Origin of the sequence: Chitinophaga sp. CCNWYY40 (genome assembly GCF_037483205.1) — a bacterium.
In the GTDB taxonomy this organism is placed as follows: Bacteria; Bacteroidota; Bacteroidia; order Chitinophagales; family Chitinophagaceae; genus Chitinophaga; species Chitinophaga ginsengisegetis.
The window spans coordinates 296,460-319,011 of the sequence record NZ_JBBHLF010000004.1; the positions used below are offsets into that span (position 1 = coordinate 296,460).

At 47.6% G+C, this 22,552-nt stretch carries 14 protein-coding genes; 2 read left to right on the forward strand and 12 right to left on the reverse strand.

Going from position 1 to position 22,552, the window contains the following annotated elements:
* Positions 1–115: 115 nt before the first annotated feature.
* On the forward strand, positions 116–886 hold the full coding sequence (locus V7S65_RS16120) for a DeoR/GlpR family DNA-binding transcription regulator (protein WP_336387249.1): 771 nt from the start codon (positions 116–118) through the stop codon (positions 884–886).
* 31 nt (positions 887–917) lie between these two features.
* On the opposite strand, the gene V7S65_RS16125 is transcribed toward V7S65_RS16120, so the two are convergent.
* The 12 genes from V7S65_RS16125 to V7S65_RS16180 form a co-directional block, all read right to left on the reverse strand.
* Positions 918–1,181, reverse strand: a complete 264-nt coding sequence (locus V7S65_RS16125; RefSeq protein ID WP_079469102.1) for a UBP-type zinc finger domain-containing protein — start codon at positions 1,179–1,181, stop codon at positions 918–920.
* 11 nt (positions 1,182–1,192) lie between these two features.
* Entirely contained in the window at positions 1,193–2,851 is a 1,659-nt protein-coding gene (locus V7S65_RS16130) for an FAD-dependent oxidoreductase (protein ID WP_079469103.1), read from the reverse strand.
* A 10-nt stretch (positions 2,852–2,861) separates the two neighbouring features.
* Entirely contained in the window at positions 2,862–4,262 is a 1,401-nt protein-coding gene (locus tag V7S65_RS16135) for an ATP-binding protein (RefSeq protein WP_111579404.1), read from the reverse strand.
* Between the two features lie 113 nt (positions 4,263–4,375).
* Complete coding sequence (bglX, locus tag V7S65_RS16140) at positions 4,376–6,673, reverse strand: beta-glucosidase BglX (protein ID WP_336387250.1); 2,298 nt, start codon at positions 6,671–6,673, stop codon at positions 4,376–4,378.
* A gap of 10 nt (positions 6,674–6,683) precedes the next feature.
* A complete protein-coding gene (locus tag V7S65_RS16145) occupies positions 6,684–8,423 on the reverse strand; it encodes a family 43 glycosylhydrolase (RefSeq protein WP_336387251.1) in 1,740 nt (579 codons plus the stop codon).
* 5 nt (positions 8,424–8,428) lie between these two features.
* Positions 8,429–9,745 carry a glucoamylase family protein gene (locus tag V7S65_RS16150; protein ID WP_336387252.1) on the reverse strand — a complete coding sequence of 439 codons (1,317 nt, stop codon included), beginning with the start codon at positions 9,743–9,745 and terminating at the stop codon, positions 8,429–8,431.
* 14 nt (positions 9,746–9,759) lie between these two features.
* Positions 9,760–11,418 carry a glucoamylase family protein gene (locus V7S65_RS16155; RefSeq protein WP_336387253.1) on the reverse strand — a complete coding sequence of 553 codons (1,659 nt, stop codon included), beginning with the start codon at positions 11,416–11,418 and terminating at the stop codon, positions 9,760–9,762.
* Positions 11,419–11,424: 6 nt separating this feature from the next.
* Positions 11,425–12,252, reverse strand: coding sequence for a LamG-like jellyroll fold domain-containing protein (locus V7S65_RS16160; RefSeq protein ID WP_079469108.1), 828 nt, complete (start codon positions 12,250–12,252; stop codon positions 11,425–11,427).
* A gap of 17 nt (positions 12,253–12,269) precedes the next feature.
* Positions 12,270–13,754: a RagB/SusD family nutrient uptake outer membrane protein gene (locus V7S65_RS16165; protein ID WP_336387254.1), complete on the reverse strand. Its 1,485-nt coding sequence runs from the start codon at positions 13,752–13,754 to the stop codon at positions 12,270–12,272.
* 18 nt (positions 13,755–13,772) lie between these two features.
* A complete protein-coding gene (locus V7S65_RS16170) occupies positions 13,773–17,039 on the reverse strand; it encodes a TonB-dependent receptor (protein ID WP_336387255.1) in 3,267 nt (1,088 codons plus the stop codon).
* 223 nt (positions 17,040–17,262) lie between these two features.
* On the reverse strand, positions 17,263–18,378 hold the full coding sequence (locus V7S65_RS16175) for a FecR family protein (RefSeq protein ID WP_336387256.1): 1,116 nt from the start codon (positions 18,376–18,378) through the stop codon (positions 17,263–17,265).
* A gap of 50 nt (positions 18,379–18,428) precedes the next feature.
* Positions 18,429–18,998, reverse strand: a complete 570-nt coding sequence (locus tag V7S65_RS16180) for an RNA polymerase sigma-70 factor (protein WP_079469111.1) — start codon at positions 18,996–18,998, stop codon at positions 18,429–18,431.
* 215 nt (positions 18,999–19,213) lie between these two features.
* Between V7S65_RS16180 and V7S65_RS16185 the strand changes: the two genes are divergently transcribed.
* Positions 19,214–22,549, forward strand: a complete 3,336-nt coding sequence (locus V7S65_RS16185) for an RHS repeat domain-containing protein (protein WP_336387258.1) — start codon at positions 19,214–19,216, stop codon at positions 22,547–22,549.
* Positions 22,550–22,552: the final 3 nt, after the last annotated feature.

Sequence of the window (22,552 nt, forward strand, 5' to 3'; positions counted from 1 at the left end):
ATCAAATATGTAACCATAATTAACTAATTGAAACAAAATTACCGGATATTTGTAAGGCGCATTTTTTTCAGATTATCCCGTGTCAACACACTTTAATACGTTATTTTTATCTGATATGTCTATGATCAATATTGCGGAACGTCATAAGTTTATTCTCGGCAAACTGCACGAGAAAGGATATGTTAATGTACTGGAACTATGTAAGGAGCTGGATGTATCGGGCGTGACTATACGAAAAGATCTCAAGCTGCTGGAGGACAAGTCACTGTTATTCCGTTCACACGGAGGCGCTACGGTGCACAATCCATATACAATGGACAAACCGGTGAATGAAAAGGAAAATATACGCCGGGAGGAAAAACAAATTATAGGGCAGGCCGCCGCCGCGCTCATCGTACCCAATGATGCTATCATTATAGCCTCCGGTACTTCTGTGCAGGCGCTGGCAAAAAATATCCAACCCAAAGGGCATCTTACCGTAATAACCGGCGCACTGAACGTAGCGCTGGAATTGCTGCGCCGGCCGGAGATTGAAGTGATCCAGCTCGGCGGACATCTCCGTAACAGCTCTACTTCTGTTACCGGATCTTATGCAGAAAAAATTCTGGAAGATTTCTCGTGTAGTAAATTATTCCTCGGCGTGGATGGTATCGACCTGGAGTTTGGACTCACCACCACCAATATCATGGAAGCGCACCTGAACCAGAAAATGATGGCCACCGCGCAAAAAACCATTGTACTCGCGGATTCCAGCAAATTCGGAAAACGTGGTTTCGGGCGCATTTGCTCCCTGGAAGAAATAGATGAAGTTATTACCGACAGCGGTATCTCCGAACATATTGTGAAGAAAATGGAAGATATGGGCGTAAAAGTAACGGTAGTGTAAGAGGAAGACGATTGTCTCCCTCTTTTTTTATTTAATACTCCGCAAACGCCCCGTCTTTATAACACCACAACCACTGTTCTCCCGGCTCCGCAGAAGATATCACCGGATGATCCGTTTGATGATAATGCTGCGTCATGTGCTTTGCGGGCGAGTCGTCGCAACAAAGCGTAACACCGCAGGTTTGACAGGTACGCAGGTGCAGCCATTTGCCATGATGCTTTACGCATTCTTCGCAAACATGGTTGGCGCTAACTTTTACTTCGGTAATTGCCTCAAGGTGTGAACATAAAGCCATAAAAAAAGATTTTAAACTTCTGCCAGGTACTTATGCACCAGGCTAATACTCATGGAGCCCTCTCCTACGGCGGAGGCCACGCGGCTCATAGCGCCGGACCGTACATCACCGGCTGCAAATATGCCGGGACAGCTGGTTTCCAGCAGATAAGGTTCGCGGTCGAGCTTCCAGAGTTTACCAAAATAATCAAATGATTTCATTTCCCTGCCGGTTTGCACATAGCCTTTTTCATCTTTGATGATGAGATCTCCCAGCCAATCGGTATAAGGTCTTGCACCGATAAAAATATATAACGCATCCGCAGGCACTTCTTTTACTTCATGTGTCTGCAGGTTTTCTATCTTCAGTTTTCCCAGCCGGTCGGTGCCCGAAGCCTCCACTATTTCGCTGTTATTCAGAATGCTGATATTGGGGATATCGCGGATCTGATCTATCAGGTACGACGACATGGTAGCGTTGAGGTTTTCTTTCCTGATAAGGATGAATACTTCCTTTGCGAACTTAGACAGGTACACTGCCGCCTGGCCGGCGGAGTTACCACCTCCCAGGATGTACACGCTGCGGTCGCGGCAGGAGGCCGCTTCCGTGGTAGCGGCGCCGTAATAGATTCCTGCGCCCGTGAACTTTTCTATACCAACGGTATCCAGCTTACGGTAATCCACGCCGGTGGTGATTACAACGGCGCGTGCATTTATTTCTGTGCCGTTTTCCAGGCAAACAATTTTGTAATCTGCTTTGAGTTTAATTTCTTTCACCGACTGTGGCGATAAAAATTCCGTACCAAACCTGGTGGCCTGCGTAATAGCGCGGCGGGTGAGTTCTGCGCCGCTCAATCCCGATGGGAAGCCCAGGTAGTTTTCAATACGGGAGCTGGTGCCTGCCTGTCCGCCGGGTGCATGGCGTTCTATCAGCAGGGTTTTTAATCCCTCGGAGGCGCCGTATACAGAGGCGGCCAATCCTGCAGGGCCGGCGCCAATGATCACTACATCGTAGATCTCATTTTTAAGCGTTGGATTCAATCCTATTTTCGCCGCAATATCAATGATAGCGGGCGCCTTCATTACTTCTCCCTGTTCCAGTATGACTACGGGTAAAGCAGATGTATCGAGGTTATTCAGCTGCAACAGCAATTTTCCTTCGTCGCCATTAGCATCAATGGAATGATAGGGAATCAGGTTGCTCGCCAAAAATTCCTTAATGCGGTAGGCATCTGACGAAAAAGGATAACCTACTACTTTAATCCCCTGAAATTCGGGCCGGTAGTCGGTTTGCCAATCGTCCAGCAGATCATTGATAATGGGATACAGCTTTTCTTCCGGCGGGTCCCAGGGTTTCTGAAGATAGTAATCCAGCCGTAGCTCATTGATGGCTTTGATGGCAGCGTTGGTATCGGAGTAAGCGGTGAGTAATACCCTTTTGGCGGCGGGAAATATTTCCATTGCCTGCTGCAGAAAATCAACACCCTCCATTTCCGGCATCCGCTGATCGGAAATAAATATAGCTACGGTGTCGTTCCTGTTTTTCAGTTCCACCAGGCTTTGCAGCGCTTCGTTGGCAGACAGCGTGCTTAATATGCGGTACGACTTCCGGTAATACGATTTCAGGTCCTGCGTGATGGCGTTCAGCACCTGTCTATCATCATCAATAACAAATATTATAGGCAGACTCATATCTTCTACATTAATTATTCTCTATGGGAAATGAAATGGTAAAAATAGTTTTACCGGGTACGGAAGTTTGTTTCACAGATCCGCGATGGCGCTGTACGATCTGCGCTACTACATCCAGTCCCAGCCCCGTTCCTTTTCCCAGGTCTTTGGTGGTAAAAAAAGGTTCAAATATACGCGATTGTATTTCCTCCGGGATACCTGGCCCGTTATCGGTGATGGTTACATGCACACACTGGCGGTCCTTTGTGGTGGCTATTTCCAGCCGTCCTTTTTTTGCGGGCTCCATTGCATCCAGTGCATTATCCACGAGATTGGTCCATACCTGGTTCAGTTCTCCGGGCAGCGCTTTTATTTTTGGCAGTGAGGTATCAAAATTTTCCACCAGTTCCACATTGCCTTTTTTGAGGCGGTAATCCAGCATAATGAGTGTGTTGCTGATACCGCTGTGGATATCAATGAATTGTTTATCCGGCTCCTGGTCCATGTAGGTATATCTTTTCACGGCGCTTACCAGGTCGGATATTCTTTTTGAAGAGATCTGCAGGTCACCTACCATCCTGTTGGCTTCCAGTGCACCATGTATCCAGCTGAAAATCACATCCAGGTGGGCCGGATCAAACTTCCGGCTGAAATCATCCAGGGTGGTAGTTTCCACACCATATTCCGCCAGTATTTCTGCTATTTCTATCCGGGAGATGTTTTTGTTCTCCAGCCAGTCTTCGATAGCAGTTGTTTTATCAGATAGTTCCAGCAGGGATGGCGCTTTTGATGGCTTGTTGCTCCACCACTGCTGCAGGTTATCAACAATGGCGGTGGCCTGTTCCTGTGATAAACACAATGCCGCCATCTCTTTAAATATGGCGGGGATATGGCTGATATTTTCAAAGAGTTTATCCGAGCTTCTGCAAATGGCGGCTACCGGGTTATTCAGTTCATGGGCCAGGCCCGCGGATAATTTTCCCAGCGCCATCATTTTTTCATTCTGCTGCTGTGAGGAAGTGGTTTCCCGCACGCGGCTTGTCATGATATGCACCAGCGCTTCCGTTAGTTCGTAATGCTGCTCAATATGCGCTTTGATCTTTTCCGCGGGGCAAATCAGGATCCTGGTATCTTTCAGGCACAGGCCATTTCCCATTGCAGTTTTCACACGGGAGAACGGCAGCCAGCCGGTAATGTTATCGTCGTTCAGCTCTACAATTTCCCGGTAATGGCCGTTGATGGTGGCGGAGATACGTACCTTTCCTGAAATCACAATGATGGTGGCGATCACCGGATCGCCGGCTTTAAACATCAGTTCGCCTTCCGGCACCAGCTTTTCTTCCGACTGGGAGATCAGCCACTGCAGCTGTTCCAGCGGCACCTCTTTGAGAGCAGGAATACTTTTTAGTTGTATTGCAGTGATAGGTTCCATAAAATAAGTGCTAATGGTCAGTGCTCAAATATAAGCTTTCAGCACCCCAAAAGCAAAAGGCCGCCCTTCCGGGCGACCCTGCTTATTTTAACCAGTAAAAAACCATATGCGCCCTACAATAATTCAAAGGTTTCTTTCAGCCTGATATCAGCCGATGACGCGCCGATCATCAGGTCGAATGTACCCGGTTCGGCTACCCATTGCAGCTGGCTGTTAAAAAACGACAACTTTTCCTTATCGATCGTGAAGTGAACAGTTTTGCTTTCTCCCGGCTGCAGCTTTATCTTCTGAAAATCTTTCAGCTCTTTCACCGGCCTGGTAACGGATGCTTCCTGGTCTCTCAGGTACAGCTGTACTATTTCCTCGCCGGCATAAGCGCCGGTGTTGGTGAGTTTAAACGCTACATCAATGGTTTTGCCACTGCTTATTTTATTGGCGCTCAGTGTAAGACCTTCATATTTAAAGGTGGTGTAGCTAAGTCCGTACCCAAAAGGAAACAGCGGGTCGTTGGCTACATCGAGGTAGTTGGAGCGGAATTTCTGCGTAGGTCCTTCCGGCTGCGGACGGCCCGTATTTTTATAATTATAGTAGATGGGAATCTGTCCTACATTCCGGGGGAAGCTCATGGTGAGTTTACCGGAAGGATTGTAATTGCCAAAGAGGACATCTGCAATGGCGTTGCCAGCTTCATGACCCTGGAACCATACTTCCAGCAGGGAAGTAGCCTGTTCATTTTCGGTGGTGAGGGTGAGCGGCCGGCCGCTCATGAGTACCACTACCAGCGGTTTGCCGGTTTGCGCCAGTGCAGCTAACAGTTTACGCTGACTTTCGGGGATACCGATATCTGATCTGCTGGCCGCCTCTCCGCTCATTTCTGATGCTTCACCCACTACGGCTACCACTACATCTGCTTTGGCGGCGGTGGTAAGTGCTTCTGTGAGCAGTTGTTCCGGTGTGCGGGTATCGATATCTATTCTTTCTCCAAATACATTTACTTTTTTGGCAAAGCTGGTATCATCGCTGATGTTAGCACCTTTGGCGTAGAGGATATTCACACCGCTGCCGGCTACCTGCTTCATGCCATCCAGTACGGGTACCGATAACTGCGCATCGCCACTTACCGCCCAGGTACCCAGCATATTGCTTTTATTATTGGCCAGTGGCCCAACCAGTGCGATGGTACCTGATTTTTTCAGTGGCAATGTTTGCCGGTCATTTTTCAGTAACACGCAGGAACGGGCGCCCAGTTCCCTTGCCGCCTGTCTTTTATCTGCGCTCAGCACTTCTTTGGTGGCGGTAGCAGTGTTGCAGTAGCGGTATGGATCTTCAAACAGGCCGAGTTTGTATTTTGCTTCCAGTACCCGGCGGCAGGCATCATTGATTTCGGGGAGCGTTACTTTATGTTCCTTCAGGGATTGTTGTAAGGTGGTAACAAAACCTTCGCCTACCATGTCCATATCCACGCCGGCTTTTAATGCCAGCGCCGATACCGTTTGCAGGTTGCCGAGGCCATGCGCCATCATTTCATTGATAGCGGTGTAATCCGTTACCACAAAGCCTTTAAAGCCCCATTGTTTGCGGAGCAGGTCTGTCAGCAGCCATTTATTGGCCGTAGCGGGGATGCCATCAATTTCGTTGAAGGAAGTCATGACGCTACCGGCGCCGGCATCTATGGCCGCTTTATACGGCGGCAGGTAGTATTCATACATTTTGATGCGGCTCATATCGGTAGTGTTATAATCCCTTCCGGCTTCTGCGGCGCCATACAGGGCAAAGTGTTTTACACACGCCATCACGCTGTTCTTATCACCCAGCCGGTTGCCCTGGTAGCCATGTACCATAGCGGCAGCTATTTTTGAACCGAGATAAGTATCTTCCCCGGAGCCTTCCGCAACGCGGCCCCAGCGCGGATCGCGGGCGATATCCACCATCGGGGAATACACCCAGCAAAGACCATCGGCACTGGCTTCCGTAGCCGCCAGCCGGGCGCTGTGTTCAATCAGCGGCAAATCCCAGCTGCAGGATAATCCCAGCGGAATAGGGAAAGTGGTTTTGTATCCGTGGATCACATCCGATCCAAAGATCAGCGGAATTTTAAGCCTGCTTTTAGTAACCGCCAGTTCCTGTGCCTGCCGGATCTTTTCCACACCGATCACGCCAAACAAACCGCCTACATTGCCTTTGCTGATCTTCGCTTCCACATCACTGCTTACCACTGAACCGGTAAGCACACCACCACCTGGTGTGAGTAAGTTCAGCTGCCCGATCTTTTCTTCCAATGTCATTTTTCCCATCAGCGCGCTCACAAACGTATTCATTTTCGCGTCTGTTGTTTGCGCCTGTACCTGGCCGGCAACCGACAGGGCCAGCGCTACCAGCGCGCTTTTTAAAAGGGTATGTGTATGTTTCATACTGTTTGTTTTATTCTGCTTTTATCACTTTTGTTCTGGCAGATACGCCGTTTTCATTGATGGCCTCTATACAGAAATAATAGGGGCGGTCTTTGTCCATGCCTTTGAAGTAATAATCGTTGTTGTTATGCACCATGATGCAGCTGTACAATTTATCCGGTGAGGTACCGGTGTAAATGTTGTATGCGTACGCATTATCTACCGGCGACCATTTGATCCAGGCGCTTCGTTTATCCTTCTCCGTGCGAAGCACCAGCAGGTCTTTCACCGTATCCGGTGTAGCGCCGTTGCCGTTGCCAAATACCCTTAACCCGCTGAGTGCGAATTTTCCGCCGGGCATATGGATGTTTTCCATTTTGATATAACGCGCCTGTACCGGTTTTGTTAATTCGATATAATCGTGCGGCACATCTTTCCGTTGTTTGCTTTTATCGGCCAGCATCTTCCAATGTTTTCCATCTTCCGAAAACCAAAGTATATACTGGTGATAAATATCCGTTTGCTTACCTAAAAATGGCGCATCCTGATCGGCATAATTTACCTGTACTGCATTTACACGGCTAACTTTTCCGAGGTCTGTTTGTATCCATTCGCCTTTGTTGCCAGTGGCCGCGCTCCAGTATGTTTTTATGCTTTCATCTACAGCGTTATTGGGGAGATAACTGCCATACACGGAAGATACGGTAACTGGTTTATTATAATTCAGCAGCATCCAGCCGGTAAACCCGGCGTTATCAAAAGCGGTGGTATCGGCGCTTCTTGAAATATAATGCGGGTAGTCGCCGAAAGAGGTGTTACAAAACATCACATCTTCTTTATCAAAACCGGCGGGCCAGTAGCCGATACGGCGTTCAAAACTGTTTTTCACAGCAATTACCATTGTAGATACATGCCACCAAAACCCTTTATTATCCTGGAATGTAGCGCCATGACCTGCGCCACGGGCATAACCCCCAGGCTTATACGAAACGGGGTCAGATTGCGGTGTAAAGGGCCCCAGCGGATGATCGCCTACCACTACTCCATCGGCATAGCCACTGAACTCTGTTCCGGGCGCGCCGTATTGCAGGTAATATTTTCCGTGGTGCTTTGTCATCCAGGCACCTTCAATGAAGGGGTCCAGGAAAGTATTATCCAGGTTTTCCCCAAACCGCTGCCAGCCATAGCGATCCGGCTCCAGCAGGTACATTTCCTTTCTCGTGCCTTTTGGTTGCAGGGTACTGCGATTCATTTCCACGCCATACAACGGATAGCGGTTGCTGCTGCCGTTGTACATATACAAACGGCCATCGTCATCTGCAAAGAAAGCAGGGTCCCAGCCACCTATCTGCAGGGAGTCGATCGCTTCTTTCCATTCATTTCCTTTGGGATTGGTACTCATCCAGATGGGGAAATCGCTGGTATAGGTAGAGCCGAATACGAGCAAGGTATCGCCCATTACCCACGCTGCGGGTGCGCATAGTTCATCGTATACATGATGATACGGCTTCAGGAATTTCCGTTCTACAAAATGCCAGTTGAGCAGGTCCGGGCTCCACCAGTATCCCCATTGATTGGTGGAAAACAGGTAGTAGTCGCCTTTATAATTTACAATCACCGGATCCGCGGTGGCACGGTGTTTCCCCCAGGTAGTAAAGTTGGGAATAGGACAATAGCCGTAATCAATATTCACGGGGTTACAATAGGTAGTTTGCGCAGTGGTATCCATGCATATGAACATGACCACCAGCGCATATATCCATCTTCTCATCATAACTATTTTACCGTAGTTTCAAAATCAAGTTTCTTCAACCCCTCTTTAATTTCCGGGCAACTCATAAACAACTTCCACAACAAACCGGTGCGGTAATTTTCTATCATCACCACAATAGGGCCCTGATCAATGGCCAGGTGTGAAGATGCGTACCATTGCTTTGTTTCGTTGAATGCATCGGTAAAGCCATACTCCGTCCAGATTTTATCGCCCAGATCGTAGTAAAAATGTTTGAGCGCCTGCATGGAATATTCAGGCGTGTAGGGGAACGCGGATAGTGCTGCGGTGGGTGTGATAGTGCCCCAGTCGTTTTCAGGCGAATGTGCATTATACCCGTCATAAGTGTCGCTGGCGGTGAGCCCCCAGCAGTTGGCGCCGTATCCTTTAAATCCTTTTGGATTGCGGACGCAGTGTTCGCGGTTGATAAGCGTATGATGCAGGTTTTGTTCCCAGTAATCAGCGTACCGGTCTTTTAATCCGTGCGGATTTAACCCGAGGAAGGAGTAATGTGAGAAAAAGAGCGGTCCGCCGTAATCAAATCCCAGCGGGAGTTTGATGTCATAAAAGGTACGGTCGTTCCTGAAATAAATATTATTCACCCAGCCCTGGTGATATACTTCCGGGCTGATGGCGTAACGGGGGGAGGAAGCGGCCAGTACATAAGTAATAAGACATTCGTTCCATCCTTTTATTTCGTGGTTCATACTCCAGCCGTTGTTAGGGCTCCAGTGCCAGTACAATACATTGCGTCCGCCCTGTGTGTACCAGTTCCATTCTGTTTCGTTCCAGGTCCAGTTGATCTTATTTCGTAGCTCCGTTTCCGTTGGTGTGTCGTTGTTGAAATACTGACGCGCGCAAAGGAGACCCTGAAACAGGAAAGATGTTTCCACCAGGTCGCCGCCATCATCTTTACGGCTGAAGGGAATTGTTTTACCTGTATTGCCATTCAGCCAGTGTGGAAAAACGCCATGATAGCTATCTGCTTTCCGGAGGAAGTCCACAATTTTCAGGAGCCGTTGTGCGGCGGCTTCCCTTGTGATCCATTTACGTTCTGCGGCCACAATGATCGCCATTACGCCGAAGCCGGTGCCGCCGGTGGTCACTACTTCATCGCCATAATCAAAGGATTTATTGCTGCGTTCGCGCGACATACCGGATACCGGGTGACCAAAATCCCAGAAGTAACGGAAGGTTTGTTTTTGTACCAGCTCCAATAATTGTTCGTCCGACATTTTTTGCCGGTTCACCGCTATTTTCTTTTGTGCCATTGCCGGCTGCAGCAGGAAAAACAAACAGCCGATAAACAGGATATACTTCATTACTTTTCTTTTTTTCAGAGATGGGGGCTGGTAAAGCCCAGGTTATGCATACCGGTTTTTATTTCCGGGCAGCTCATTAACAGGTTCCACAATAACCCGCTGCGATGGTTTTCTATCATCACTATCACCGGCCCCTGGTCGATGGCCAGGAATGAATTGGCAAACCAGATGTGCTGAAGGGAAAAGGCGTCTGTAAAGCCATATTCCTTCCAGATTTTATCGCCCAGTTTGTAATAGAAGAATTTCAGCGCCCGCATGGATTCCTGCGGGGTATATGGAAACGACGATAAGGCAGCAGTAGGCGCAATAACGCCTACATCATTGACAGGCGAGCTTGCCGTATAGCCGTTGGGGATATCACTGGCGGTGAGGCCCCAGCAATCGGCGCCATAGCCATAGTTCTTTCCCGGGTTGGCAACGCAATAGGCGTAGTTGATACGTGTATGATTTACCACCTGTTCTTCATAATCTGCGTACGTATCTTTTAATCCTTTGGGATTGATGCCGAGGAAAGAGTAGTGCGAGAAAAACAGCGGTCCGCCCAAAGCGGGTCCCAGCGGCAGTTTGATATCGTAATATAAATTGTTGTTGCGTATGGCGCCGTTATTTGCCCAGCCGCTGTCGTAAGTAGCTTTGGGTACCGGCGTTTGTGCGGAGGCCGCGAGGATATAGGTAATCAAACATTCATTCCATCCTTTCACCGGCAGGTTCATGTCCCACTTATACTCGTTGCTCCAGTGCCAGTACAGCACGTTTGCATTATCTTTCCTGAACCAGTTCCATTCTACTGCATTACAGATCGCGTTGATATCATTTCGTAGCTGCGTTTCCGTTATATCTGTATTTTTAAAGTATTGGCGTGCGGTTAAAAGTCCCTGGATGAGATAGGACGTTTCCACGAGGTCGGCGCCGTTATCTTTTGTGCTGAAAGGAATAGCTGCGCCGGTGCTGCCATTGAGCCAGTGCGGGAAGGCGCCGTGAAAGCGCGCCGCCTTTGTGCCGAGGAAAGTGGTTATTTTTTGTATGCGTGCCAGTCCTTCGCTGCGGGTAATAAAATGGCGTTCTATCCCGGTGATGATAGCCATGATGCCAAAGCCGGAGCCACCGGAAGTAACGGTTTCGCCGCTGGTATTTCTTTCGCGTGCAAGGCCACTTACCGGGTGACCAAAGTCCCAGAAGTACTTGAATGTTTGCTGTTGCACCAACGTGAGCAGTGCATCATCAGAGATCCGCGGGAATTTATCGGTGGTATCTATAGCGGTTACCAGCGACAATGAAACAGCTGTTTGAAGTTTGGCCTTCTTCACCGACAGCAAAGTGGTGCCCGCAGTAACCGTATAGGCGGTGAGGTTAGACAGTGGCGCAACGGGTTTCAGTACAAGGGTACTGTCGCCGTGCTCCCACGTTACGTTATAAGGCACGTTATCACCGCTTTTAGCGGTAAAAGAACAGGCAGCAGCAACAGAACTACGCAACACTGCATCGGAAAAAGAAATCCTGACAGCGGGTTGTGTACCGGTACCGTAGTAAGAAAAACCGGCAGACACACTATCCACGCTCTGCGCCTGAAAGCTGAAGGAGGCCGGCGTAACGGGCGGAGGCGACGTATTGTCGCCCCCGCTCTTACCGCAGCCTGCTGTTATTATCAATAATAAACAAGCTATCCATTTCATATCAAACTATTTACCCCGCCCTTCCAGTTTAACCAGGGCGCTGACATCTGCTTCTTCCAATGCTTTATTATAGATTCTTACTTCATCCAGACCACCAGTGAGGTAGCTGGCCCAGTCCTGCGCCGTAGCTTCAGAGGTGAGACTGGGAACGGTCTGGAACTGGGAAGTACCAAACACCATTTTGCCCGGGTTCAGGAACTGGATCGGACCGGCTCCGCTCATCACGTGTGTGGCGATCTTTAATCCATTTACATATACCTTAAAAGAATCCACACCGTTGTAGGACAATGCGAGGTTGGTCCACCTGTCCCAAACATTCTGCAACTCATAGTTACCCAGCCATGCTTCTCCCTGTGCGCTGGCTACGTGCATTTTCAGTATCGCCTTTGTGTCGGTACTGCCATTTTCAAAAAAGATATCGATGTTGCCCCAGAAGCTTTTTGTATTGCTGAGACTGAGCAGTCCTACGATACCGTTGGTATTTTGCGGGTTGTTTACCCACAGCGTGATAGTAAATGCTTTGAGACCGGTGATAGCAGTTCCTGGTGTGAACAGCGCATATGCTTTGTCTGCGCCTTTAAGGGCGCGTCCTTTGATACCTGTAGTGAAAGAGGTACCGCTATTGTCGCAGTTTGTTTTAGAGATGCTGTCGGTGAGGTTATCGTTGAATCCCCAGTAGGCCACCAGGTTGCCCGGAGCAATTTCGGATGCGCTGGTATAACCACCGATAGACAATGCCGGTTTATAGCTGTCGGCATCAAACTTTTTATAGCAAGACGACGCGAACAGCGTGATGGCTGCCAGCAGTACGTATGATTGATATCTGAAGTTCATAATAGTTTTATTAGAGATTAGTAACCCGGATTTTGTGTCAGTGTTCCTGCACTGATATCAATTTCATTCTGCGGAACAGGCCATACCTCATTTTTTCCGGCCACGAAGCCTTTAGTGCCAAATAAGGCAGCGCCTCTTCCCTGGCGGATCACATCAAAGTAGCGGTCGTTTTCCATTGCCAGCTCTACTCTTCTTTCATGCCATATTGCATTACGTAATGCTTCTTTATTGGTAGTAGTTACATCCGGGAGAATGGCGGCATTGTTGCCACGTGCGCGGGCCCTTACAGCGTTCAACGAAGTGAGTGCCAGGGCGGTGTTACCTTGTTCATTGGCAGCTTCCGCGTTCATGAGCAGCACTTCCGAATAACGGATCACGCGTACATTCTGATCGGCGCCTTCTGTGTAGCCGGTTACGAACAAACGGAAAGGCACATACGATTTCTGGTTGAACATCGGGTTATCGCCGGTAGGGGGTATAAGATCGCCTTCCGGTGTGGTTTCTCCCCTGAAAATGATGGTAGCATCCCTTCGCGGATCGCCGGGTTCATATTCACTTACGAGGCTTTGTGTGGGAACGTTGAAGCCCCATCCACCGCCTACAACACCTTTAACGCCCTGTATTTGTGAGTACTGGGAATTAGAGGCATCTTTACTGTTCAGGATCAGCTGGCACTGGATTTCAAAAATGGATTCTTTGGAATTTTCATTCGCAATGCGGAACAGTTGCTCATAGTTAGGATACAGGGTATATCCCAGTCCCATTACCTGGTTGGTATAATTGAGCACATCCGGCCATTTTTTGAGGTACATGGCCACCTTTGCATGCAGGGCCAGTGCGGCGCCTTTGGTAGCACGTCCTGCGTCGGAGGCGGGATATGCCGGCGGCAATACCGCTGCTGCTTCCGTGAGGTCTTTTTCAATAGCTGCCCATACTTCTGCCTTTGGCGTTCTTGGTAAATTATATTCGCTGGCGTCCACTGCTATTTTCAGGCGCAGGGGCACATCACCGAAGGCGCGTACCAGCCGGAAATACGCATACGCACGTACGAATTTTGCTTCAGCGAGGTAGCGGTTTTTCAGTGCATCGTCCATACTGATGGCAGGAATATTATCCAGTACCTGGTTACAGAAATTAATTTCCTGGTATTGTCCTTTCCAGAAATCAAGGATTTGTCCTTCTGTGGCGGTTACCGAAAAATCGTCGTACTTATTGAGGAAGCTGGCATCGGATGCGTTACTTCCTTTTTCGGCATCGTCGGAGCCCAGGCTTTCTATAGCGATGGCGGCAAATGCTACCTGTTTCCATTCGCGGAGGTTAGCATAAATAGCATTTACTGCTTTGGTGGCATCTGCTTCATTTTTCCAGAACTGTTCGCTGGGTTGCTGTCCCTGTGGGGGTACATCGAGAAATGATTTCCCACAACCAGCGATGGCCAATAATGCCGGCAATATAACGCCACCGGCTAAACGTTGTATATTAAGTTGAGTATTTCGTTTCATAACAAGTCTGCTTTATTATCAGAAAGTAACATTTACACCAAAATTGTAGGTTGCGTAGAGTGGGTATACGTTGTTATCGATACCGGCTTCCCTGGGCTTACCACCAATTTCCGGTGTGAATCCCCGGTATTGGAAGAAGTTGAAAGCATTCTGTGCGTTTGCAAATACGCGCAGGTTTTTCATGCCCCATCTTTCCGTCATAGTAGCGGGGAAGTTATATCCCAGCTGGATGTTCCTGATCCTGAAGTAGCTGCCGTTTTCCACGAAGAAAGAGTTAGGCAGGTAGTTATCGCGGCCGCCGATGAAAGCAGAAGGATAGGTATTGGAAGTACCTTGTCCATGCCAGCGTTTATCGTAAAAATCTTTGGTGAAATTTTCATTACCAAAACGCGCACCGAGATTTACATTGTATACATCTACACCTGCCACGCCCTGGAAATCGAGGGTAAGATCAAATTGTTTCCACGAAAAAAAGGTATTAATGCCATAGCTGAAGCGGGGGTTCGGGTTACCCAATGGCACGCGGTCGTTTGCATCAATAACACCATCAGGCACGCCTTTTGGTCCGCTTACATCCCTGTATTTAAAGTCCCCTGCTTTTGCTTTGGGCTGTGCGGAGTTTAATGCTTCCGCATCTGTCTGGAAAATTCCATCTACCATATAGCCTATAAACTCACCTATGGGCCTGTCGACCATAGTACGGGTACTCAGTGCGCCACTGGTAAGGCCACCGCCGCCGCCATAGATAGGATTTTTACCGGATACCACGCTTAATACTTTGTTTTCGTTATAACCGAGGTTACCTCCAACGGAGTAGGTAAAGTCTTTCTTTATCTGGCTTTTCCAGGTTACTGCAAATTCAAGGCCGCGGTTCTGGAGACTGGCCTGGTTGGCGATGATAGTACCGGAATTGGTACCCACAGAACCTGGAATGTTTACATCAAAAATGGCCAGCACTGTTTTCCGGTTATAGTAACCTGCTTCCAGGTACAAGCGGTTATTAAGCATACTGGCTTCCAATCCCACATCCGTACCTACGCCTTTTTCCCAGTAGGTAGTAGGCGGTACTACGGAGTTGATGCTGGCGCCGGTGTATACATTACCACCAAAGACAGCAGTGAGGTAAGGGTCCTGGGCTACTCTCAATATGGAGATATTGGAAGTAACAGAGGCATTGCCTATCTGGCCCCAGCTGCCACGCAGTTTCAGGTTATCGAAGAAATGTTGTTGCTTCATAAAGCTTTCCTCACTGATGATCCAGCCCACCCCTACAGAAGGGAAATAACCCCAGCGTTGATTGCCATAGAACCGGGAGGCGCCGTCGGCACGCAGCGAAGCATTGAGGAGATACCTGTTTTTAAAGGAATAATTGATTCTTCCGAAATAAGAAGATACGGTGTAGATATCTCCTTCATCTGTTATTTCCCTGCCGGCGGTGCTGCCAAGTTTCAGGTACATATCTCCTTCACTGTTATTCGGCACATTAGGTGCGGTAGCAGTGAGCTTATAAGTTTGATAACGCTGTGCGCCCTGGCCCAGCAATACTCTTAGGTCGTGGTCTTTGAATTTATTCTGATAGGTCAGTGTATTTTCCACGATCCAGTTGCGGGTATCGGTATTTTCGCGGGTGAGTTTACTGTTGGTAGCGCGTTGTGCGATGGTAGCCGCAAACACGGGCACATAGTTGCGCATCAGGTTTTCGCCATATTCACCACCAATGCTGGTGTGAAAAGTAAAGTGTTTGGCAAACCGCAGGTCAGCGTATAAACTACCTGTAACGGTTTGTTTTTTAGTGAACTGGTTGAAAAAGTCGAGGGTTGCCTGTGGGTTGAAGTTTGCACCTTCACCGAGGTTATAATCGTTCGGATCACCATAAGTACCATCGGCATAATGCACCGGTACTACGGGGCCGGCACTGTACAACTGGCGCCAGATAAAGTCGGGAACGTCATTTGATTTATTGGCAGACGCCGTAACCGTGTAACCAATCTTCAGTGGTTCAAATACCTGGAAGTCGTTTTGTAACCGGGCGGTATAGCGGGTAAAGTCGTTGGTATTCACTAAACCTTGCTGGTGCAGATAACCTATAGAGAAATTATAGGTAGATTTTTCTGATCCACCACTTACAGACAGCTGGTGATTGGTTACCAGTGCATTCCGGAGGGTTTGATGGTACCAGTCGGTGCCTCTTCCAAACTGGGAAGGATCATCGAACAGCGGGGGTTTATTCTCGTTGCGTTCCTGCAGTTCATTTACCAGGGTGGCATACTGACTGGCATCAGCCATTTTCACCTCGTTGGTTACTTTCTGATAGCCTACGTAGCCGTTATAATTCACGACTGGTTTGCCGGATTTTCCTTTTTTTGTGGTGATGAGCACTACACCGTTTGCCGCACGTATACCGTAAATAGCTTCGCTGGAAGCATCTTTCAGGATACTCATATTTTCGATATCGGCGGGGTTGAGGAAGTTGATATCATCATACCACACCCCATCTACTACATACAACGGGTTGGCGCTGCCATAGATGGTACCTGTACCGCGGATCTTGATTTCAGGCGCTGCGCCGGGCTTTCCCATATTGGTAATGGTTACGCCGGGCACTTTTCCCTGGAGGGCGCTTACCGCGTTATTGATAGGCTGCTTATTGATCTCTTCTCCTTTAATCTGGCTGATAGCGCCGGTAACATCCACCTTGCGTTGTACGCCATAACCCACTACCACTACCTGTTCCACCATGCTTACTGATTCTACCAGGGAGATATTGATCACAGAGCGGCTGTTAACCGGTACTTCCTGGCTGGTGAAGCCAATAAAGGATACCAGCAGCGTAGCGTTTTCCGGCACCGTCAGCGTATAGGTGCCATCCACGCCGGTAACGGTTCCGCGGGAGGTTCCCTTGATGCTGATGGTAGCACCGGGCACCGGTGTATTTCCATCTTTACTGGTTACCTTACCGGTAATTTTGATGTCCTGCAATTCCCCGGTGTTGGCCATGATGACCACCAGGTTATTCTCAATTACTTTATATTTCAGGCCGGTATTGTTGAGTATTTCGCTCATGAGGTCAGCCAGACGTGTGTTGGTTACATCCACATCCACTTTCTTCCTGATGTCTTTCAATGCGTTGTTATACAGGAACCGGTATTCGCCTTGTTTCTCAATACTACTGAGCACTTTGGCAATCTCCGTTTCTTTGAGCCGGAGAGTTATCGTTCCCTGCCCCTTCGCATTGGCAGATACCTGGAGCACACCTGCCAGCAGCAGTACGGCGGTCCAATTCATAATTAATAAGACTTTTTTGAAGGCATGGGAGGGTCGCTTCGCAGTTGTTAGCGATTTTTTCATACTTTTAGATCTAGAGGTAATAAAATGGAAGCCAGCTGTTTTTAAGGATTGGCGAAGCTTCCTGTTATGCTTCAGGAGGGAAATGTTGGCGCATTTCCCTTTTTAGTTACCAGTAGCTCAAGACGAATTAAATCTGTGTCCTTTTTTCATAACGGAAATATTACTGGTTAATAATAATTTCTGTACCGTGGATGGTATAATTAAATGCAGCAGTCATTTGTAATGCCTGCAATGCCTGTTGAATGTTTTCCTGTGCAAACACACCGGTGAACCGCAGCTCTTCTTTCTTTTTATCAGCAAACTGAATAGTTACCCCGTACCAGCGCTCCATGCGGGCGGCCAGCGATGCGAATGACTCATCGCGGAATACGAGTTTATTTTCCATCCAGGAAGTTTCTACAATCGCATCTTCTTGTTCTGCATAGTAAGTAAGATGTTTTACGGCCATTACCGGATCATTGGTTTTCACCTCATGTAAAGAGTCGTCCGATACCAGGATTTTTTCCGTGGGTTTCAGAATGATCCGTTCGCCGGGGCGGCTGGCGAGAGAGGCCTCAATACTGCCCTGCAGCAGCGTGGCTTCGGTCATTTTATCGCCCGGATAAGCTTTCAGGTTAAACCGGGTTCCCAATACTCTCACATCCATGCGGGCGGTGTGGATAATAAAGGGGTAATCCGCGTTTTTAGCGATATCAAAAAAGGCTTCGCCGCTGAGGTTTACCTCGCGGTTGTTATTGCCAAAATCTTTGTTGTATGTTAGTTTACTGCCGGCATTGAGCCACACATGGGAGCCGTCGGGCAGTTGTATGGAAGTGCGGGAACCATTGCGGGTAGTTACTTCGCTGATAGCGGGTGAATGAACGGCTTTTCCTGCGGGCCGCCACCACCAGGCAGCTGCTGTGATGAGGATGCCGGCAAGTGCAGCGGCCGCAAGGTAACGCAGCCAGGGGCTTCTTGTCCGGGTTTCCAGCTGGAAAATAGCAGCCTGCTGTTCTTCCGTTGGTAAACCAATAGCTATCCCCTTCTCCTGCATGCGGCTGATAAGACGGATATGCGCGTCCTCTCCTTCCGCCCTGTCGGCCGGATCCGGCGTTGTTTTCCAGATATCTGTAATGGCTTCCACGGGAAAGTGAAGATCAGGATGGGCACGCAATAAACCTTCCAGCTCCTGCAGTTCTTCTGCAGATGCTTCTCCGGCCAGTTTCCTGCCTATCAGTTCCCATACGCGCTTATTATTCATAACGATTTCGATAGCTACTCTGTATATAGGTACCATTTGGAATCAATATCTACTAAAGGAAACAAAAATATTTTTGGGACGGGGTATCAGCGGGAGGATTTCTTCAGCTGCACATTCAGTACCCTGGCTATTTTAGCGAGGGCAACAGCCAGCTGGTTGTCAATGGTTTTAACGGACACATTCAGGATTTCGGCTATCTCTTTATATTTCAGGCCGTCTTCACGGATCAGCTTAAAAATGATCTTGCAACGGGGCGGCAATCCTTCGATAGCGGCCTCAATGCGCGAGAGCATTTCTGCCGTCAGCAGCATCTGTTCGGGGTTCTGGTGCGGACTTGCCAGCTCTACGGATAATTCATCAATCGTAATAGCAGACTGCTTCTTTTGTTTGAGCAGGTACTTCAGAGAGGTATTTTTTACGCTTACATACAGGTATACCTGCAGGTTATTCACGTTTTCCAGCTGCTGGCGGCGTTCCCAGAGGCTGATGAACACGTCGGACACCACTTCTTCGGCTGTTTCGGCAGACTTTACAAAAGAGGTGGCGAATTTCAGCAGTGGCTTATAGAAGTGCAGGAACAGTTCCCTGTACGCTACCTCGTCGTCGTATAAGCCGATACGACGCTGCCATTCCTTTATTTCATTCGCGTGGAACATAAAGTGAAAGTGATTAGCTGCTTCTGTGGACAAAGTAAAGAAAAAAAATGATGCGGCGAGGCAGGTGGGGGAACTTGCAGGTTAAAACCGGGTAATACCATGACTATCGTTGTCAAATATCAGCGTTAAAAAATTTACCGGGAGAAAGAATATATATGCTATATTGGTAGACAGAATTGATACCCTACCCTTTTATTTGTTAACTGATTTTTTATATGTGTCCCTATAAGTTTCGTTCTTTACTGGTTTGGTTGTTTTGTTTGACCGGGGTTGTAAATGCCCAGGATTCTTTATATCGTGCTGCCAAAGTAATCCCGCCATCTCCCACCTCAGCATCACTAGGGAAATATGGTAATACGCCGGTAAGTTTATACAAAGGCACTCCAAATATTTCCATTCCTATTTACAATATTAGTACTGCTGATCAATCGCTGGACATTGGCCTTCAGTATGATGCCAGCGGAACAAAGGTAGCCCAGGATGCCTCTCTCGTAGGACTAGGCTGGTCCTTGAATGCCGGTGGCGCCATCACCAGAGTGGTACGACAGGGAGATGATTTTTCGGGACATGGATATTATAATTATGCCGCATTACCCCCAAGTACTCCCGGCAATGATTATGCGTATGATCCCGCCCGCGGTAACCTCGACAGAGTATATTTTGATGATGTTTATCTGAATCAGGCAGATGCTGAACCAGACGTTTTCAGTTATAATTTTGCCGGTTATTCGGGAAAATTTGTTTTAGGAAAAAGAAATGCCGGTTCTATTGTTTATTATGATGATAAGAACAATATGGATCTTATATATACCAGCGGGCATTGGGAGGTAACGGATGCGAAGGGGTATAAATTTTATCTGGGCACTCCTGAGCATACGCAAGATTATAGCAGATCTTCCTCCGTTGAGCTGACTTCTTTCAACGGAATAAATGGCCTCAACATGAGCATCAGCTCATTTCCGGTAACAGCCTGGTATATTGATTCTATTGTAGCGCCTACTGGTGGAAAAATTACATTTGAATATATACTTGGCAAAAGCCTGAGCCTTGTGCAGCAGAGTGAGACTTTACAGAAGCTGGGAGGAATAACCCCTGGTTCAAGCGGTTGTTCTCCTGAAATTTATACACAGTTTCAAAGTGAGCAACATTCTTATGATGCCAGCCGCCAGGAACTGCGGGATGTATACTTAAAGCGGATACTGTATACGAATGGTTCGATAGAAATGAAATACTCCCAGCGGATGGATATTGAATATCTGGCAAACCGCTATCCAGAACAAATAGTACCCTCCAAGCTGGACAGCATTATTGTTAGAAATACTGCCGGCACAAAGTTAAAAGCCTGGTCGTTTTACTACAATTACTTTAATGGAGCATCCATACAAGGACGCCTGAAGCTGGATTCCCTTGTTGAATCCGGTAGCGGCGGGGAAAAGAAGTCACCTCATGTATTTACCTATTACAATCTGGGGGCACTGCCGGACAAATACAGCAAAGCCGTGGACCATTGGGGGTATTATAACGGTATCAATAACGCTACATTTCTGCCTACCAGCATTTTCATCAATGCACCGTCCTCTTTTTATGGCGCGGACCGCAGTGCTGATACCTTACATATGTACCCAATGAATGGTGCGTTATCCGATATAAAATATCCCACAGGAGGCAGTACCAAATTTGAATATGAACTAAATGATTACTCCAACCTGCATGGCGAGCAAGCTTATAGAACCATTTCTAATTCCGCTACTGTTCGTTCCAATCCGGATATTAATCCCGGTGGGGATATTACAGACGTAACATTCCATATTCCTCCACCATTAGGAGAACCTTATCATCAGATACCTATTACTATTCAGTGCAGTTATCAGAAGGTAAATCCAAACGTAAGTGATATTGTCAGCCTGGGATACTCTAATTTCTGGAGAATAAGACCTGATAACAGTTTGGAAATTATGGGAGGATGTACTTCCGCCAACTACAATCAGCCTAACCCCAGTCCTGTTTTTACAAATAGAAATATAGACAGCGGCAATTATAAGATACACCTGCTCTCTACCTCCGGATGGTCTTTTTATATGTCCATTTCCTGGGAAGAAAAAGAACCGGTAGCCATTGATAATCGCAAAGGCGCAGGGATCAGGATTATGAGGATAACTGATGATGATGGTATGGGAACCAAACGGGTGAAGCGTTATACCTATAAAGGTGATAACGGAAAATCATCCGGCGTTCTGATGACCCCTCCATTGTATGCCTGTCATTACCAGGTAGGTGGCACCGAGTATAATATTGGTATTGGAAATGTATCCAGTTGCAGTTTAGTAGCTGATTTTAATGCAGTTCTTGCGCAACCGGGACTTGTTCCAGGTCTTTCTTCAAAATCCGGCGTATTGGGATATACTAAAGTCACCGAGCTCGATGGGGAGAACGGAGAAAATGGGAAAACTATTTATTACTACCATAACAATGAAGATGCGACGACCCTTTTCCCAAGCACTCCTACTGTTGGCGATCCATTAAATGGCAAACCTGATTCCGTGATTGTATACAATGCTAACGGACAACCGGTGAAAAGAAATGACTACACCTATCAGGTAAAGGAAAATGATATTTTAAAAGGCATTAAAATATGGAATGTTATTGCCGCTGAGTCACCAGTCTATTTTTATCTGATGAAATACTACAACAATGTTTCCAGCTGGACTGTACCTGTTACAGAAAAGGAAACATTGTTTGATGGAACACGCCAATTGATCACTACGAAAAGATACTATTATGATAATAATACACACCGGTCCCCTACCAGAATAGATATTGATCAAAGTGATGGCAGGCTGATGGTGCAGAAGTTCAAACGCCCCGGAGACTACCCGGCAACCGCTACTCCATCTTTTGCAGATCAAATGAGGAATGTACATCTGATCAGTCCCGTGCTGGAATCACAAACCTTTATTCAGAATGGAGCAGACACCAAATTACTTGGTGGCACCTATACCAGTTATAAGAAGTATAACAGCAGGTTTTTCAAACCTGAAATAGTATATAATATTGAGACAGCAGAACCGGCGACAAATCTGCAGGAATCATCTTTTGCATCCAATGGTACTCCTGTCATGCACCCCGCCTATAAAACCCAGGCTTACTTCGATGTTTACGACTCGGTCGGCAATGTTCAAGGACTTCATAAAAGCAATGATGCAGCGGAAACGTACTTGTGGGGTTACAAATCAACCTATCCTGTGGCAAAGATCATCGGAACGGATTATAATACAGTCAAGCCTTATGTGAATCAAAGCCTGTTGAATAATCCGGCGAGTGACCAGCAGCTGCGGGATCATCTGTCAGCATTGAGGCTCCAGTTCCCTACAGCGCTCATTACTTATTATACCTATCTTCCGCAGATAGGCATAACAAGTGAAACTGATCCCACGGGAAAAACCACTTTTTATGAGTATGATGGACTAGGCAGATTAATAAGAATTAAAGACAATGATGGTAAAATACTCAAAGTATTTAACTATCAATATCAGCAACCTATATCTCAATAATAC